The 15,335-nt window shown below is 39.7% G+C and carries 12 protein-coding genes; 9 read left to right on the forward strand and 3 right to left on the reverse strand.

Translation table 11 applies throughout. The features are described from left to right. From LDX58_RS12685 to LDX58_RS12720, 8 genes are all read left to right on the forward strand, one after another. On the forward strand, positions 1–2,452 hold a 2,452-nt coding region (locus tag LDX58_RS12685; RefSeq protein ID WP_227937210.1), incomplete at its 5' end, for an Ig-like domain-containing protein. A 338-nt stretch (positions 2,453–2,790) separates the two neighbouring features. Beyond that, the gene (locus LDX58_RS12690; protein ID WP_227937211.1) at positions 2,791–3,912 is read left to right on the forward strand and encodes a glycosyltransferase; all 1,122 of its coding nucleotides are present in this window, start codon (positions 2,791–2,793) and stop codon (positions 3,910–3,912) included. A 3-nt stretch (positions 3,913–3,915) separates the two neighbouring features. After that, positions 3,916–5,022 (forward strand): glycosyltransferase, encoded by a 1,107-nt coding sequence (locus tag LDX58_RS12695; protein WP_227937212.1) that lies wholly within the window; start codon positions 3,916–3,918, stop codon positions 5,020–5,022. Then, positions 5,015–5,782 carry a glycosyltransferase family 2 protein gene (locus LDX58_RS12700; protein WP_227937213.1) on the forward strand — a complete coding sequence of 256 codons (768 nt, stop codon included), beginning with the start codon at positions 5,015–5,017 and terminating at the stop codon, positions 5,780–5,782. Before LDX58_RS12695 ends, LDX58_RS12700 begins: the two co-directional genes overlap by 8 nt. 23 nt (positions 5,783–5,805) lie before the next feature. Further along, complete coding sequence (gene galU, locus LDX58_RS12705) at positions 5,806–6,696, forward strand: UTP--glucose-1-phosphate uridylyltransferase GalU (protein WP_265416677.1); 891 nt, start codon at positions 5,806–5,808, stop codon at positions 6,694–6,696. Positions 6,697–6,698: 2 nt separating this feature from the next. Continuing rightward, complete coding sequence (locus LDX58_RS12710; RefSeq protein ID WP_227937214.1) at positions 6,699–8,000, forward strand: UDP-glucose dehydrogenase family protein; 1,302 nt, start codon at positions 6,699–6,701, stop codon at positions 7,998–8,000. Positions 8,001–8,034: 34 nt separating this feature from the next. Next, the gene (locus tag LDX58_RS12715) at positions 8,035–9,321 is read left to right on the forward strand and encodes a S8 family peptidase (RefSeq protein WP_227937215.1); all 1,287 of its coding nucleotides are present in this window, start codon (positions 8,035–8,037) and stop codon (positions 9,319–9,321) included. Between the two features lie 233 nt (positions 9,322–9,554). Continuing rightward, positions 9,555–11,309: an N-acetylmuramoyl-L-alanine amidase gene (locus LDX58_RS12720; RefSeq protein WP_227937216.1), complete on the forward strand. Its 1,755-nt coding sequence runs from the start codon at positions 9,555–9,557 to the stop codon at positions 11,307–11,309. Between the two features lie 116 nt (positions 11,310–11,425). Here the strand turns inward: LDX58_RS12720 and LDX58_RS12725 are convergent, their stop codons facing one another. Beyond that, positions 11,426–11,581, reverse strand: a complete 156-nt coding sequence (locus tag LDX58_RS12725) for a hypothetical protein (protein ID WP_227937217.1) — start codon at positions 11,579–11,581, stop codon at positions 11,426–11,428. A 778-nt stretch (positions 11,582–12,359) separates the two neighbouring features. On the opposite strand from LDX58_RS12725, the gene LDX58_RS12730 reads away from it, so the two are divergent. Continuing rightward, positions 12,360–14,288 (forward strand): M14 family zinc carboxypeptidase, encoded by a 1,929-nt coding sequence (locus tag LDX58_RS12730; protein ID WP_227937218.1) that lies wholly within the window; start codon positions 12,360–12,362, stop codon positions 14,286–14,288. A gap of 159 nt (positions 14,289–14,447) precedes the next feature. Here the strand turns inward: LDX58_RS12730 and LDX58_RS12735 are convergent, their stop codons facing one another. Together LDX58_RS12735 and LDX58_RS12740 are read right to left on the reverse strand one after the other, a co-directional pair. After that, the gene (locus tag LDX58_RS12735; protein ID WP_227937219.1) at positions 14,448–14,945 is read right to left on the reverse strand and encodes a CBO0543 family protein; all 498 of its coding nucleotides are present in this window, start codon (positions 14,943–14,945) and stop codon (positions 14,448–14,450) included. After that, positions 14,938–15,225: a hypothetical protein gene (locus tag LDX58_RS12740; protein ID WP_227937220.1), complete on the reverse strand. Its 288-nt coding sequence runs from the start codon at positions 15,223–15,225 to the stop codon at positions 14,938–14,940. The genes LDX58_RS12735 and LDX58_RS12740 overlap by 8 nt, the downstream gene beginning before the upstream one ends. Positions 15,226–15,335: the final 110 nt, after the last annotated feature.

The following is a 15,335-nucleotide window of genomic DNA, read 5'->3' on the forward strand; positions in this document are numbered from 1 at the left end:
AGGAGAAAACGTGCTAGGAAGCGCTGTTGTAAAGGCAGATGGAACCTATCATGTAGAAATTGCAAAACAAGCGGCAGGAACGCAAGTCGAAGTGACCGCAACGGATGAAGCAGGACATGTAAGTGAAGCGACGACGGTAATCGTAGTGGATCAGACTGCTCCAGAAGCGCCAATGGTAGATGGAGTAACGGAAGAAACTACAACTGTAACAGGCCAAGCAGAAGCAGGAACAACGATTACGGTTAAAGCAGGAGAAAACGTGCTAGGAAGCGCTGTTGTAAAAACAGATGGAACCTATCATGTAGAAATTGCAAGTCAAGCAGCAGGAACGCAAGTCGAAGTGACTGCAACGGATGAAGCAGGACATGTAAGTGAAGCGACGACAGTAATCGTAGTGGATCAGACTGCTCCAGAAGCGCCAATGGTAGATGAAATAACAGACCAAACAACAGCCGTAACCGGGCAAGCAGAAGCAGGCTCCACGGTAACGGTTAAAGCAGGAGAAAACGAACTAGGAAGCGCTGTTGTAAAGGCAGATGGAACCTATCATGTAGAAATTGCAAAACAAGCAGTGGGAACGCAAGTCGAAGTGACCGCAACGGATGAAGCAGGACATGTAAGTGAAGCGACGATTGTAATCGTAGTGGATCAGACTGCTCCAGAAGCGCCAGAAGTTGAAGGAGTAACGGAAGAAACTACAACTGTAACAGGCCAAGCAGAAGCAGGAACAACGATTACGGTTAAAGTAGGAGAAAACGTGCTAGGAAGCGCTGTTGTAAAGGCAGATGGAACCTATCATGTAGAAATTGCAAAACAAGCGGCAGGAACGCAAGTCGAAGTGACCGCAACGGATGAAGCAGGACATGTAAGTGAAGCGACGACAGTAATCGTAGTGGACCAGACAGCTCCAGAAGCGCCAGAAGTTGAAGAGGTGACAGATCAAACAACAGCCGTAACCGGGCAAGCAGAAGCAGGCTCCACGATAACGGTTAAAGCAGGAGAAAACGTGCTAGGAAGCGCTGTTGTAAAGGCAGATGGAACCTATCATGTAGAAATTGCAAGTCAAGCAGCAGGAACGCAAGTCGAAGTGACCGCAACGGATGAAGCAGGACATGTAAGTGAAGCGACGATTGTAATCGTAGTGGATCAGACTGCTCCAGAAGCGCCAATGGTAGATGAAATAACAGACCAATCAACAGCCGTAACCGGGCAAGCAGAAGCAGGATCCACGGTAACGGTTAAAGCAGGAGAAAACGTGCTAGGAAGCGCTGTTGTAGAGTCAGATGGAACCTATCATGTAGAAATTGCAAAACAAGCAGCGGGAACGCAAGTCGAAGTGACCGCAACGGATGAAGCAGGACATGTAAGTGAAGCGACGAAAGTAATCGTAGTGGATCAGACTGCTCCAGAAGCACCAATGGTAGATGAAATAACAGACCAATCAACAGCCGTAACCGGGCAAGCAGAAGCAGGATCCACGGTAACGGTTAAAGCAGGAGAAAACGTGCTAGGAAGCGCTGTTGTAGAGTCAGATGGAACCTATCATGTAGAAATTGCAAAACAAGCAGCGGGAACGCAAGTCGAAGTGACCGCAACGGATGAAGCAGGACATGTAAGTGAAGCGACGAAAGTAATCGTAGTGGATCAGACAGCTCCAGAAGCACCAATGGTAGATGAAATAACAGACCAAACCACAGCCGTAACCGGACAAGCAGAAGCAGGCTCCACGGTAACGGTTAAAGCAGGAGAAAACGTGCTAGGAAGCGCTGTTGTAGAGTCAGATGGAACCTATCATGTAGAAATTGCAAAACAAGCAGCGGGAACGCAAGTCGAAGTGACCGCAACGGATGAAGCAGGACATGTAAGTGAAGCGACGAAAGTAATCGTAGTGGATCAGACAGCTCCAGAAGCACCAATGGTAGATGAAATAACAGACCAAACCACAGCCGTAACCGGACAAGCAGAAGCAGGCTCCACGGTAACGGTTAAAGCAGGAGAAAACGTGCTAGGAAGCGCTGTTGTAAAGGCAGATGGAGCTTTTACTGTTCAAATTGAAAAGCAATATGCGGCAACCGTATTATCCATTGTGGCTACAGATCAAGCTGGTAATCAAAGTAATGTACAACCTGTTACGGTTGAATTAGATTCAGCGTGGAAAAAATGGGAGAAGAAAACGACAGATGACCGCTTTAAAAAGTGGACGATCGCCTTTAATGCGTTAGTAAATTCGTCTACTATTAATTTTAATGAAATATATGTAACGAACAGTGAAGGAATCTCAACTCCAGCCCTCATTCAAGAAAGTGAAGATGGAATGTCAGTTGAAATTATCCCTTCACAGTCATACAAAGTTGGGGAAAGTTATTACTTATATATAAGTGATGGACTCGAGTCAGAGAAGGGTCAATTATTAAGTGAAAAGGTCATGATGGAATTTGAAATTTTAGATTGATCGTAAGTTCTTGAATTAGTCTTCAGTATGAATGGTTCAGTCATTGATACTGAAGCTTAAATGGAGAGGCATTGGAACAGCCTATTAGAATGACACTTCAAATTGTCGGTTCTTATGAATAAAGGGCTGACAATAGACAAATAGACTTAATTATTAATTAAAGTCAAAACAAAAGGACAGCATATGGCTGTCTTTTTCTTATGTATAAGTATCAAATAAGAAAAATCTTGAAAATTTCACGTCAACCCTACTCGGACGCGTGACCTCTGAAATTTTTATGATATGATACGAAGTGATATAATGATGAAACGACATATTTGAGTATGAGGGAGTTAGAAATGAAACATATCCTTGTGTATTTTCCATATAAACTACAAGAAAATCCGAAGAGTGGTTCGGGTGTAAGACCTAAAAAAATGGTGGCTGCATTCACGAGCTACGCGGAGAAAGAAGGCTTTGAATTAGTTGTTATTTCCGGTGATTCAAAAGAGCGGGCAAAGGCTACGGAGGAGTACCGCGAAAAAAATCGAGCAAAAGATGCCTCGTTCTGTTATATGGAAAATGCGACGATTCCTTACTGGCTAACTGATTCGGATCATGTTCCACGCGCTCCGAAAATGGATCAGCGTTTTTGGACGTATCTAAAACAGCAAAATGTACCAATTGGTTTGTTTTACCGTGATGTGTATTGGAAATTTGATGACATGTATGTTCCACCAGGTGGAAAGAAAATATTCACACCGCTAATGAGAGCGATCTATTACCGGGAACTGGCTGTCTTTAAGAAATTCGTAGATATCATGTATTTACCATCTCTTGAAATGAACGACTTTGTCAATTGGAAAGGACAGTATAAGGAACTACCTCCTGGTATGGAGTTTGAACCGAGTGGACTTACAGTTAAGAAAGAAGATGAGCCAATGCATGCGGTTTTTGTCGGGGGAATCACCGATCAAAAAGGCGTGATGCTGATGTTAGAAGCGTTTAAGAAAGTGAACGATGGAGGAAGAGAGCTTCGGTTATCGTTAGTTTGCCGTGAACAAGAATATAAAAAATATCCGGCTATGCACCCTTTTGCAGAAGAAGGATGGTGTTCAATTTTACACGTTTCTGGGAAGGAACTCGAAGCCATTTACGAAAAGACAGATTTTGCTGTCATCCCACGGGAAATGAATACATATCACCATTTTTCAATGCCGGTAAAAATGTTTGAATATCTGGCTAATGGTCAACCGATCCTTGCGACAAACTGTAAGGCACAGGCTAGAGTCATTAATGAAGAAGAGGTTGGTGTTACTACTGATGATGATCTCGATAGCTTTATGGTTGGTTTGCAGCAGATGTTAGATCGTTCGGTCTACGAGAAATTACGGTTAAATATAGAAACATACAGCTTTCAAAATCATTCCTGGGAAGCTCGAGCTAGGCAGGTAGCAGAAGAGCTCATGAAAGGTAGGTAGCAGATGAAAATCATTCTATTAGCACCAGCGAATAATGTTCATACAAAGAAATGGCTTGATTTTTATAATAGCAAAGGGATCGAAGTGGTCAACGTTAGTTTCGATAGTCATAGAGATGACGAAGATCGCTCGAAGTGGTCTCACGTTAAAACCACTTATTTACACTTAAAGTTTGCTAATAAATTAGCTTATTTCTTAACAATTGGCCAAATGAAGCAGATTATTAAAGACGAGCAACCGACTCTTTTGCATTCTCATTATATTTCTAGCTATGGGGTAGTCGGGGCTTTAACTGGTTTTCACCCATATGTGTCTTCTGTATGGGGAAGTGATATTTATGATTTTCCAAAAGAAGGGTCAATCAAACGGAAGTTAGTTGAATTTGCGTTGAGCAAATCTGATGTGATTTGTTCAACTAGCCATGTCATGAAAGATGTGACGGCCGAATATACAGATAAAGAAATTGATGTCACTCCTTTTGGTGTGGATATGAATACGTTTAAACCATTAGAAAAAATTCAGGATCTAGATAAAGTCGTTTTTGGGATTGTGAAGACGATGAAAGAGAAATATGGAATTCGCTTTTTGCTAGAAGGCTATCGCCTTTTTAAAGATGATGTGACAGAAGATGAGTATCGAAAAACAAAGCTTGTCATTGTCGGCGGTGGTCCTTTGCTTGACGAGTATAAGGAGCTTTCAAAAAAGCTTGAGATTGATGATCAAGTGACGTTCACGGGCAATGTCCCTCATCATGAAGTTCCGCATTACATTAATCAGATTGACTTGTTCTTTGTTCCATCTACTCTTGATAGTGAGAGCTTCGGGGTGGCAGCTGTTGAAGCGCAGGCGTGCGAAGTTCCTGTTGTGGTGGCTAATGTCGGTGGCCTTCCTGAGGTTGTAAAAGATGGAGAAACGGGTTACGTGATTCCAACAAAGGATGCGGTAGCCATCGCCACAAAAATGAAAGAGTTATTGAATAATGAAGCGCGACGGAAAGAACTTGGCAAAAACGGCCGAGCTCATGTCATAAAGGAATATGAGTGGGTTGAGAATGCAGAGCGGATGCTTGCGGTTTATGAGCGGAGGCTAAAGGAGGCTGTACATGGATAAACAGAACCAACCACTTGTAACGGTTGTAACGGCTGCCTTTAACTGCGAGAAGTTCATTGGTGAGACGATTCAATCGGTTCAAAATCAAACCTATGAAAATTGGGAAATGATCCTTGTTGATGACTATTCAACAGATGGTACACTAGACGTGCTGCAGAGGTATGCAGCAGAGGATGATAGAATTAAGGTCATGGTACTTGAAGAGAATAGCGGTGCAGCCGTTGCACGAAACAAAGCTCTTAATAGTGCTAAAAGTAAATATGTTGCTTTTTTAGATAGTGATGATTTATGGTTACCTGAAAAATTAGAAAAGCAGATCGCCTTTATGCAAGAGAATGATTATGCTTTTACTTTTACAGCTTATAAAACGATGGATGAGTTTGGAAATGATCTTGGTCAGGTTGTTCAAGCACCCAAACAAATGGATTATAAAGGCCTTCTCAAAAATACAATTATCGGTTGTTTAACAGTTGTTATAGATGTGGAAAAAACGGGTGTCTTGCAAATGCCTTTAATTCGAACAAGGCAAGACTGGGCATTATGGTTGTCCGTTTTAAAAAGAGGATATATTGCCTATGGATATCCCGAAGTACTAGCACGTTATCGGAAGGTTAAGGGTTCCATTTCTAGCAATAAGTTTAAGGCAGCGAAGCAAAATTTTTATGTGTATCGGCACGTAGAAAAATTAAGCTTGCCTTATGCTTTGTACAATTTTATTCATTATGTATGGACATCAGGTAAGAAGCATTTTAATAGATAATTGTAATCTGATAGGGGGATATTATGAAAGTACGGAAAGCCATTATTCCAGCTGCAGGATTGGGAACTCGTTTCCTTCCTGCAACGAAAGCACAGCCAAAAGAAATGTTGCCGATCGTTGATAAGCCAACGATCCAATATATCGTCGAAGAAGCGATTCAGTCAGGGATTGAGGACATTATCATTGTCAGTGGTCGAGGGAAACGAGCGATAGAAGATCATTTTGACAAATCCTATGAGTTAGAAGAAACGCTAGCTAAGAAAGAAAAGTTTGCGATGTTAGAAGAGATGCAAGCCATTTCCAATATGGCTAAAATCCATTATATACGTCAAAAAGAACCACGTGGACTTGGTCATGCGATTCATTGTGCAAGTCGTTTTATCGGCAATGAACCATTTGCTGTTTTATTAGGTGATGACATTGTTAAATCCGATGGCGAGCCTTGCTTGAAACAGTTAATCAATGTCTACAATGAAAACAACTGTTCAGTTGTTGGTGTTCAGCGAGTACCGGATGAAGATGTGTCCAAGTATGGAATCATTGCTCCTTCTTCAGATGCTACAGGTACCGATATTATTGAAGTCAGCTCTTTAGTAGAGAAGCCAGCTTTAGATCAAGCACCGTCTAATTTTGCGATTATGGGTCGTTACGTTTTAACCCCGGAAATTTTTGAGGTCCTTGAAAATCAAGAGCCAGGTGCCGGAGGTGAAATCCAATTAACGGATGCGATTAAATCATTGAATGAGTTGCAGCGAGTGTTAGCCTTCAATTTCTCAGGGAAACGTTACGATGTTGGAGATAAGTTAGGGTTCGTGAAAGCAACCATTGATTTTGCTTTGCAACGTGAGGACTTGAGCGCTGATGTACAAGCTTATTTACAAGGGCTTGTATTAGGTAAACAGGGAGGAAAATAGAAATGAAGATTGCGGTTATTGGTACGGGTTATGTTGGCCTTGTAACGGGAGTGGTGCTCTCTCATATTGGTCATGATGTTACTTGTATTGATCTTGATGTGAAAAAAGTAGAACGAATGAAAAGTGGAGAATCTCCGATATACGAACCAGGTCTTGAGGAATTAATGAAAGAGAATTTGAAAGCTGGTCGCCTGAATTTTACAGAAAAACATGCGGAAGGTTTTGCTGATGCTGAAGTCATTTTCATTGCAGTAGGAACTCCGCAAAAAGAAGATGGAACAGCCGATTTACGATTCATTGAGCAAGCGTCTAAAGATATTGCGAACCATATTCAGAAAGATACGGTTGTTGTCACAAAAAGTACGGTACCTGTTGGAACAAATGACTTTGTGAAACAAACACTTTTAGCTAATTTAGCATACCAAGTCCAAGTGACAGTCGCTTCGAATCCGGAATTTTTACGTGAAGGTTCTGCTGTTGATGATACGTTTAAAGGCGATCGGATTGTTGTGGGGGCTGATGATGACGAAACGGCTGCAAAGGTAGAGAGTGTATTTGCACCATTAGGCATTCCTGTTTTTCGAACGGATATTAAGAGTGCTGAGATGATTAAGTATGCATCGAATGCTTTTTTAGCAACAAAAATTAGTTTTATTAATGAGATTGCTAATATTTGTGAGAAGCTCGGTGCGAATGTGGAAGATGTAGCAACTGGTATGGGAATGGATGACCGAATCGGAAGTAAATTCTTGCAAGCTGGAATTGGTTATGGTGGATCTTGTTTTCCTAAGGATACGAATGCACTCGTGCAAATTGCAGGCAATATTGAGCATGATTTTGAATTGCTTAAATCCGTTATTAAGGTGAACAACACGCAGAGGGAAAAATTAGTGATAAAAGCGGTTGAGCATTTGGGCACGCTCAAAAACAAACGTGTTGCGCTTCTTGGACTTGCTTTTAAACCGAACACAGATGATATGAGAGAAGCTGCTTCCATTGTCATTGCGGAAAAACTAGTGGAAGAGGGTGCAGATATTTATGCGTTTGACCCGATTGCCACAGAGAATGCAAAGCAATGGTTACCTAAAGAAGTTAACTATGTCAATTCAGCCATTGAAGCGATCGAGCAAGCAGAAGTGGCGTTTATCGTAACTGAATGGAACGAAGTGAAATCTTTAACTCCAGAAATCTTTAAAAAACATATGAAACAAGCAGTTATTTTTGACGGACGAAACTGTTATAATATTGAAGAAATGAAACGTGTAGAAGTAGAATACCATTCCATTGGTCGTCCTAGTAAGTAGAAAACGGTAAACAGTAGAAGGGAGGTTGCGTAAGATGAAAGGTTTAAGGGCTTGTTCTTTTCTTCTCTTAATGTTTCTCTTTTTTTTCCTTTCTCCATTAGGAAGTGCTGAAACGAACCAACGTTACATCATCGTCAGTGAAAAGCAGGGACTAAAAGGAGAGTTAGAAACTATCGATGAACTTACGATTCTCGATCGCTTTACGTTTGAAGAGAAAACATACACGATAGCAGAAGGGGCTTCTGAATCGATTGAACAAGCGAAGCAACTTCCTTCTATTCTATATATGGAAGAAGATCAACCTCTCCAATTGGTGAATCAGGATGTGTCGGGTTCCCAGATGTCACCTTGGGGAATATTGGAGATTGAAGCTAATCGTCTGCTAGATGAGCCTTGTCGGTGTAAAATCGCGATTATTGATAGTGGGATTTCAGATCATGTTGCCCTTAATTATGCTGTTAGAAAAAAAATAACCTATACTAATTTGCAAGAAAAAACAGGGGTTGCATTTGACGATAGCAGTGATGGTCATGGTACCCATGTTGCTGGAATTATTGCTGGAAAACCTACAAATGGTCAGCTAGTAGGAATGACCAATGATGCTTCCCTTTATATCGTGAAAGCTTTAGATGCGGAAGGAAATGGCTTTGTCTCGGATATGGTCAAGGGAATCCGCTGGGCTATGAATGAGGATGTTCAGCTAGTGAATCTTAGTCTTGGAACAGATCGATTTTCTCAAACGATGGAGAATACACTAAAAGATGCCTATGATCGCGGGATTGTTGTCGTTGCGGCATCAGGTAATGACGGGGGCGTAGTTCAATATCCAGCTGCTTCTCGTTATACCATTGGTGTCGGGGCTACGGACCAAAACAGGCGCATGCCTAGTTGGTCGTCATTTGGTTCTGAAGTTGATCTTTTAGCTCCAGGCGTGCGAATACCTTCAACAGTGAAAAATCATTCTTTCGGTGAGATGTCGGGGACCTCGATGGCAGCTCCACATGTGACGGGTGCTGCATCTAAGTTATTGCCTCTTTATCAAGGAAAAGCAAATGGAAACCGTGTGGAGTGGGTTCGTTCTCGTTTAAAAGAATATTCATCCTTTGCTTATCAAAACAATGGCAGTCGTCTTCAACAAGTAGGCTTTTTAAATGTCTATAGAAGTTTCCACGAAGTAGATTGGTTGACGAGTGCAACTGTGATGACAGAGGATGGTAAAGAATCTACTCTTGATCAGGAAGAGTTAAATACATTCAAAGATAGCTATAATCGTATCATGGTTCAAACAAACAATGGCAAACAAGAATGGCAATTAAACTAACCGGTTTTTAACCTTTCAAATTGAGTGAAATGAACGTTTGTTCAAGTTCTCGGTTTGGAGGTTTTTTTGTTTGTTAGGATAAATTGGTTTAGTCAGTCAGACTATTTTTATAAGTGAGTCATTTGTCACGATTTAAGAAAAATATGAAAAATTATCAAGAGAATTGATGCATTATTTTGTAGAATATTAGATAATAGAGTAGAAATAACAGTTTCAGAGAAAGGAGTTTTGTAATGCAGGTTAAAAAGGTCTTGCTGGTGACAATAGCGCTTTTCCTATTTGTATGCTCATCGTTATCTACTTTAACGGCAGAAGCATCAACGGCATCAGTGTCACAAGCAAGAAGTCAAATTCAACAAGCTGAGAGAATGGCAGATGGTTTGTGGAATTATTTTAGAGTAAGTAATGTGAATCAAGTTACGTATTCAAGTGCATTTGAGTCTCAATACAATGGTGCAAGAAACTCTATTAATCAAGCACAAACAACGTTAAACAGACTAGGATCCTCAGCTGAGAAGAATAACTTACAACAAAGACTTAATGCAGCAGAGGCGACTCGCTTATATGCTGCTCATTTTATTGATGCTACTAAGCAAGGAGAACTCCTTCTAACGGAGTTAGCCAAATTTAATCAAACGATTAACCGTGGTAATATAAGTGAGATTAACGACTTATATGATGATTTCACGAGTCAAATTAGACGAGTTGAGATGCATGTCGGTAAAGTGTATGGAGGAAATAACCGAACGGTTGTTGGAAATAAGTTCATTCGCCCGGCGAAGATAGCTCATGAACGAACGATTTATGAAGTGTCACAGTACCGCTTAATGGAAGATATTAAGGGGCTGATTTCAAAAGGAAATACAGCACTTGTTGAGAGTGAACTAGCGAAATTAACTCGGCTGAATCGTCGAGCAATTGAGATCAAGCAAGCTGGTGGATATGCGGCTTTACCAACTAAAGTGAACAATGAATTAAAGCAATTAGAACAAAGTATTAGAAACACTTCTAGTAATGGTGGAGCGGTTTCATCTGGTGGTCAAGCCGAAGGAACGATTACGGCTTCTTCCTTGAATGTTCGATCTCAACCATCTACTTCAGGGACGATTCTAGGTTCTTTGAGTCAAAATCAAAAGATTGATATTATTGCAATTGATGGCAAATGGGTTCAATTTGTTTATAATAGCCAAACTGCATACATCCATGTTGATTTCATTCTTTTTGGAAATCAAACTGATGTTGGACAAGTAACGGCTACTACGCTTAATATTCGTTCGCAACCCAATGCTTCTTCTAAGCAAGTTGGATCTGTTACGAAAGGGAATTATGTTCAGATCTATCAAGAAATTGGAGATTGGTTACTCATTAAGTTTGGAACTTCCTATGGGTTTATTAGTAAAGCTTATGTTAGTAGAGGGATTCCAAATGAAAGTGGGGCGTTAGCAGGTAGGACAATAGCGCTCGACGCAGGACATGGTGGCCAAGATCCAGGTGCTGTTGCGTTTGGGGTTCAAGAAAAAGATGTTGTACTTAGTGTAGGACTTTTGCTTGAGGAAAGATTATTAGCAGCTGGTGCTAACGTTATTATGACAAGAAAGAACGACACCTTCATTGATTTAGCTGACCGTTCAAAAATAGCGAACGATGCTAAATCCAATATCTTTTTAAGTTTACATGCGAATGCCGCAGGGGTAGAGTCAGCGCATGGAACTGAAACGTATTGGAATGCCAACCATAGTAGTGCCGAAAGTAAAGAGTTAGCAGAAAAAATCCAAAAGCGTCTGATCCAAGCTTTGGATACTCGAGATCGTGGTGCCAAAGAAGGTAACTTCTCTGTTATCCGTAACTCGACAATGCCTAGTGTTCTAGTAGAACTTGGGTTTGTTACAAATGAGAATGAAGCCAAGCGTTTAGCGCAGCAAAGTTTCCAACGTGATGCTGCAGAAGCTATATATCTAGGTATCTTGGATTTTTATCAAAATAGATAAAAGATTTCATGATATACAAAGAAGTGGACTAATGTTTAGTCCTCTTTTTTGCGTTGCGTAGTTTTGACTTAGTTCGCCTGTGTATGGTCAAGTTATTAATAAATTGGCGCTAAAGATCATTCATCCAACAGTTGCAAAGTTGTTTCTTTTAATTGCATCCCTCTATCTGAAAATAAAAATTCTCGTTGGTTTGTCATGCTTGATTGCACCTTAACGGTAATAGCTTTTTCCTCCCAAGTTGCTAGAACTTCTTTCGCTTTCTTAGCTTCCACTTTAACTTTATCCTGATTGTCGGCGCGATTATAACGTAAGGCACGGTTTACTAGTGTCTCTGCATATAGTTGATATTTTTCTCGATCACATGAATCTTTGGCAATGGCAGCCTCAAAAGCGAGGTTTGCTTTTTGTTCTTAAATAGATACAAATAGAGAGAAAGCTTCCGAACATAAGCTATTGAATGCTAAAATGTAAGCTCGATTCTACCGATTCTACTGTAAAGAAAAGCGTCGAACAGTAAAATAGTGAGATAGAATAAACGATTAATTCTAACCAAGTGTTTTTCTTTTGCCAATTGATTAAAGTTATAACAAGGGCAGATAACATGAGTATCAAGCTAGTTAAAAGCCAATCATCGACTAGATAAAAACCCCGATTTAACATGGCCCATATAAGTAAGCGATAATGATTATAAATACATGGAAATCTCCTTTTCTAACCTAAATGAAACTTATTTTACCATATGTAAATGATTTTTTATCTTTCGAGCGACCTTGTCCTAGAAAGAGTAACGGCTTTTTGCCTTTAAAAAAGGGGATTCCTATTGTAGTATGGCTCCGTTAAGGGTGAGGAAAGATATTTACCTTTAATATTTCAAGGTTAAATGCACAATATACGGGTCAAAATGATAGGCTCTTTAATAAAAGCAAACAATATTAAAAAACGCTCCAAAATCCAATAGGATATTCTCTCCTTTTTTTATGCTAGGTTACTAATTTAGTAGAATTATAGTAGAATGGTTACAGAAGTTTGTAAAAAAAAGGGGAGAAACGTGTGAACTTGTCAAAAAATCTTGGAAAAGTGTCGAAAATAGTACCGTTGCTGTTTGTCTTTTTATTATTTTCTTTTCTCATGGAAGCGGCAGAAGTTAATGCAAATATTGTAAACCCAAAACAGACGTACACGTATGAAATGATGGAAAGAGATATAGAATTACTTGAAGCCAAATATCCAAATCTTATATCATCAAAGATTATTGGGAAAAGTGAATTCGGGAGAAATATTTACGCGGTTTCATTAGGAACGGGTAATTCAACGGTTTTAATTAATGGTTCTCACCATGCCAGAGAATGGCTTTCAACTAATTTAAATATGCATATGATAGATCAATATGCTCAATCTTATACGAGCAATGGATCAATTGCTTCTTATAATGTTCGTAACACATTGGATAATACAACAATATGGTTTGTTCCAATGGTTAATCCTGATGGGGTTTCATTGCAACAAAATGGACTTTCTGCTTTGCCGGCAAGCCAGCACGCAGCGTTAATTACGATGAATGGTGGTAGTAGAGATTTTAAGCGCTGGAAAGCAAACGGTAAAGGTGTTGATTTAAACCGTCAATACAATGCTGGTTGGTCTCAAGTAAAAGGCCCATCTGGACCTTCTTATATGAATTTCAAGGGTTATTCTCCGCAATCAGCAGCAGAGATAAAGGCACTTGTTAATTTTACAAATGAAGTAGACCCGGAAATGTCAGTTGCCTACCATTCAAGTGGGGAAATCCTTTTTTGGAACTACAAGCAAACAGGAGTGAGATATCAACGTGATTTAAGTTACGCTCGTTCAATTGGAAATCTGACTGGGTATTCGCTCATATTCCCAGGGGCTAACCAATCAGGCGGTGGAATGACAGATTGGTTTGTTCAAACGTTCCAACGCCCAGCTTTCACACCGGAACTTGGTCGCTACGTAGGCAATACGAATCTACCAATCTCAGCTTATGATCGTGTTTGGCAGCAAAATCACCGAGTTGGACTTTATGTGGCTCATGAAGGGCATAAATTATTCTTGAATAGAATTGATGGTTTAGCAACAGCTCAAGTAAGAAGCAGTCAAATTCTTGCAAATGATTTGGAACGACAATCACGAATTCGTACGACGAATGACTTAGTTCTTTCTAAGAAATTCTTAGAAGACTACAACTTACTCAGAAGACAAATCCGTCGTTCTGAAGAAACGGTTGCAAAAGCTAATCAGAGTAGACAAGCTTGGTTAACAGATCAACTTAGCTATGCAGAAGGGAAAATGCTTCAAGTTGCGTCTGTTATAGATGCGACAAACGTAGCGAAAGATTTGAAGAAAGCAACGGATGCTTTACAAGTTCATATCAACAATCAAACGTTAAACGAAGAATCTGTAGTGGCGTACCACTTTTTATCTAGTGAAATTCGTCGGCAAGAGCGAGCAATAGGTCGAGTGTACGGTGCAAAAGACCGCCAAATTGCAAATGACGCATTTGTTTTACCAGCTAAGATTCGAAGAGAAGCAATGATCTTTGAAGTGACGTTATACGAACTTTATAATCGAGTCGAAGAACAACTTAACCTAGGTAACTTAGAAGAGGTTGAGCGCGAATTAAGCTTATCTAATCGAATTAAACGTAGAGCGGTTGAGATTAAGGAAGCTGGAAATAAACTTCATCCAGGTCAATATCCTTCACTTAAAGAGATGCAAAAGGCACTTGAAGAGTGGGAACTAGATTTACGTGCTCGATTAGCCCTTGAAAAGGAATCAGAAAGTGATCCGGTTGAGGAAGAAGTAATCGAAGAAGAAACTGAAGAAGTGACTGAAGAAGTGACTGAAGAAGTGACTGAAGAAGTAACTGAAGAGGTGACTGAAGAAGTAACTGAAGAAGTTACTGAAGAAGTAGTGGAAGAGGAAGTAACTGAAGATAAAGTTGAAACGGCTAATGAATAAGAAGAAGGAAGAGCGACAGTTGGGTTCCGACTCCCGAAAGTTAGATTTTCTACTCTAACTTTCAGGGGTCGGAACCTTTCTGCTCTTTTTTTCTACCCTACTTCTTAAGTCAAAAAGCATTCCTTTTGCTCTTACAGAAACGAACCCTTTAGGGATTTTTTATTTGTCTGAAGAAGGGTTCTCAAAACTGTGACTAGCTGAGCTAAAAAACCATCGATAAAATAATCTTGATGAATAATAAGATATACCTATAGTGAGGAAACTCCAATACCATTTCCACTTTTTATATTCAATAAGGTTAGTGAATCTTTCCATCATCACTTCAATAGCTGTAATAATTCCAGAATGCAAAATATAATAGAGGAGCTTGAAAAACTTATTTTTACCCTTTGGATAAAAAATATTAAAAATGGAACACATAGCGGGAAAAATAAAGTATTCAAATGAAAAACTAGATTTGTTCGATTGTTTGAAAAATCTAACTGGATATTTTATCAACCCTTTTTCTGTTACAACCAAACCCCAAAACCAAGTAAGAGTTTGCATATAGAAAAACGCCAAAATACCGTGTCTAGTTTTATTCTGTGGGATACATTTAAAAAGAACACCAGCCATGATTAACCATAACAGCAATAATGAAAATTTATCTTTAGACATTAATCGATCCTCCAATCACTCCATAATATTCTCCTTTTTCAACTGGTAAATGAACAGGAACATTAAACCACCAAAGAAATCCTATACAAACTAGTGCAAAAAGTAAGTACGTTAATAAGGGGTGTTTAAAATGCAATCTTAATAGAGGGAACATAATAAAAAGGGCTACAATCGACCATCCTAATGTCCATCCATATTGGTACTCAATACTGTCTGTTAAAGTAAAAAATAAATGTATAGAGCATTTCAGTAAGAGTATGATTTGAAATAAAGTCTGCATCCAAACGCCATAAAAAGTAATTTGCTGTTAAGAAGTTATAAACCAGATTCCCAAGAGCAAAAATAGTAACGTTGCATGATACTTTCTCCAATTATTCCAGTCGCCCCAAA

The organism is Alkalihalobacillus deserti, from assembly GCF_020734105.1.
In the GTDB taxonomy this organism is placed as follows: Bacteria; Bacillota; Bacilli; order Bacillales; family Bacillaceae_D; genus Halalkalibacter; species Halalkalibacter deserti.

Coding starts and splice junctions, on each gene's coding strand:
- LDX58_RS12690 (WP_227937211.1), top strand. CDS start 2,791: ATGAAACATATCCTTGTGTATTTTCCATATAAACTACAAGAAAATCCG.
- LDX58_RS12695 (WP_227937212.1), top strand. CDS start 3,916: ATGAAAATCATTCTATTAGCACCAGCGAATAATGTTCATACAAAGAAA.
- LDX58_RS12700 (WP_227937213.1), top strand. CDS start 5,015: ATGGATAAACAGAACCAACCACTTGTAACGGTTGTAACGGCTGCCTTT.
- galU (WP_265416677.1), top strand. CDS start 5,806: ATGAAAGTACGGAAAGCCATTATTCCAGCTGCAGGATTGGGAACTCGT.
- LDX58_RS12710 (WP_227937214.1), top strand. CDS start 6,699: ATGAAGATTGCGGTTATTGGTACGGGTTATGTTGGCCTTGTAACGGGA.
- LDX58_RS12715 (WP_227937215.1), top strand. CDS start 8,035: ATGAAAGGTTTAAGGGCTTGTTCTTTTCTTCTCTTAATGTTTCTCTTT.
- LDX58_RS12720 (WP_227937216.1), top strand. CDS start 9,555: ATGCAGGTTAAAAAGGTCTTGCTGGTGACAATAGCGCTTTTCCTATTT.
- LDX58_RS12735 (WP_227937219.1), bottom strand. CDS start 14,945: ATGTCTAAAGATAAATTTTCATTATTGCTGTTATGGTTAATCATGGCT.
- LDX58_RS12740 (WP_227937220.1), bottom strand. CDS start 15,225: ATGCAGACTTTATTTCAAATCATACTCTTACTGAAATGCTCTATACAT.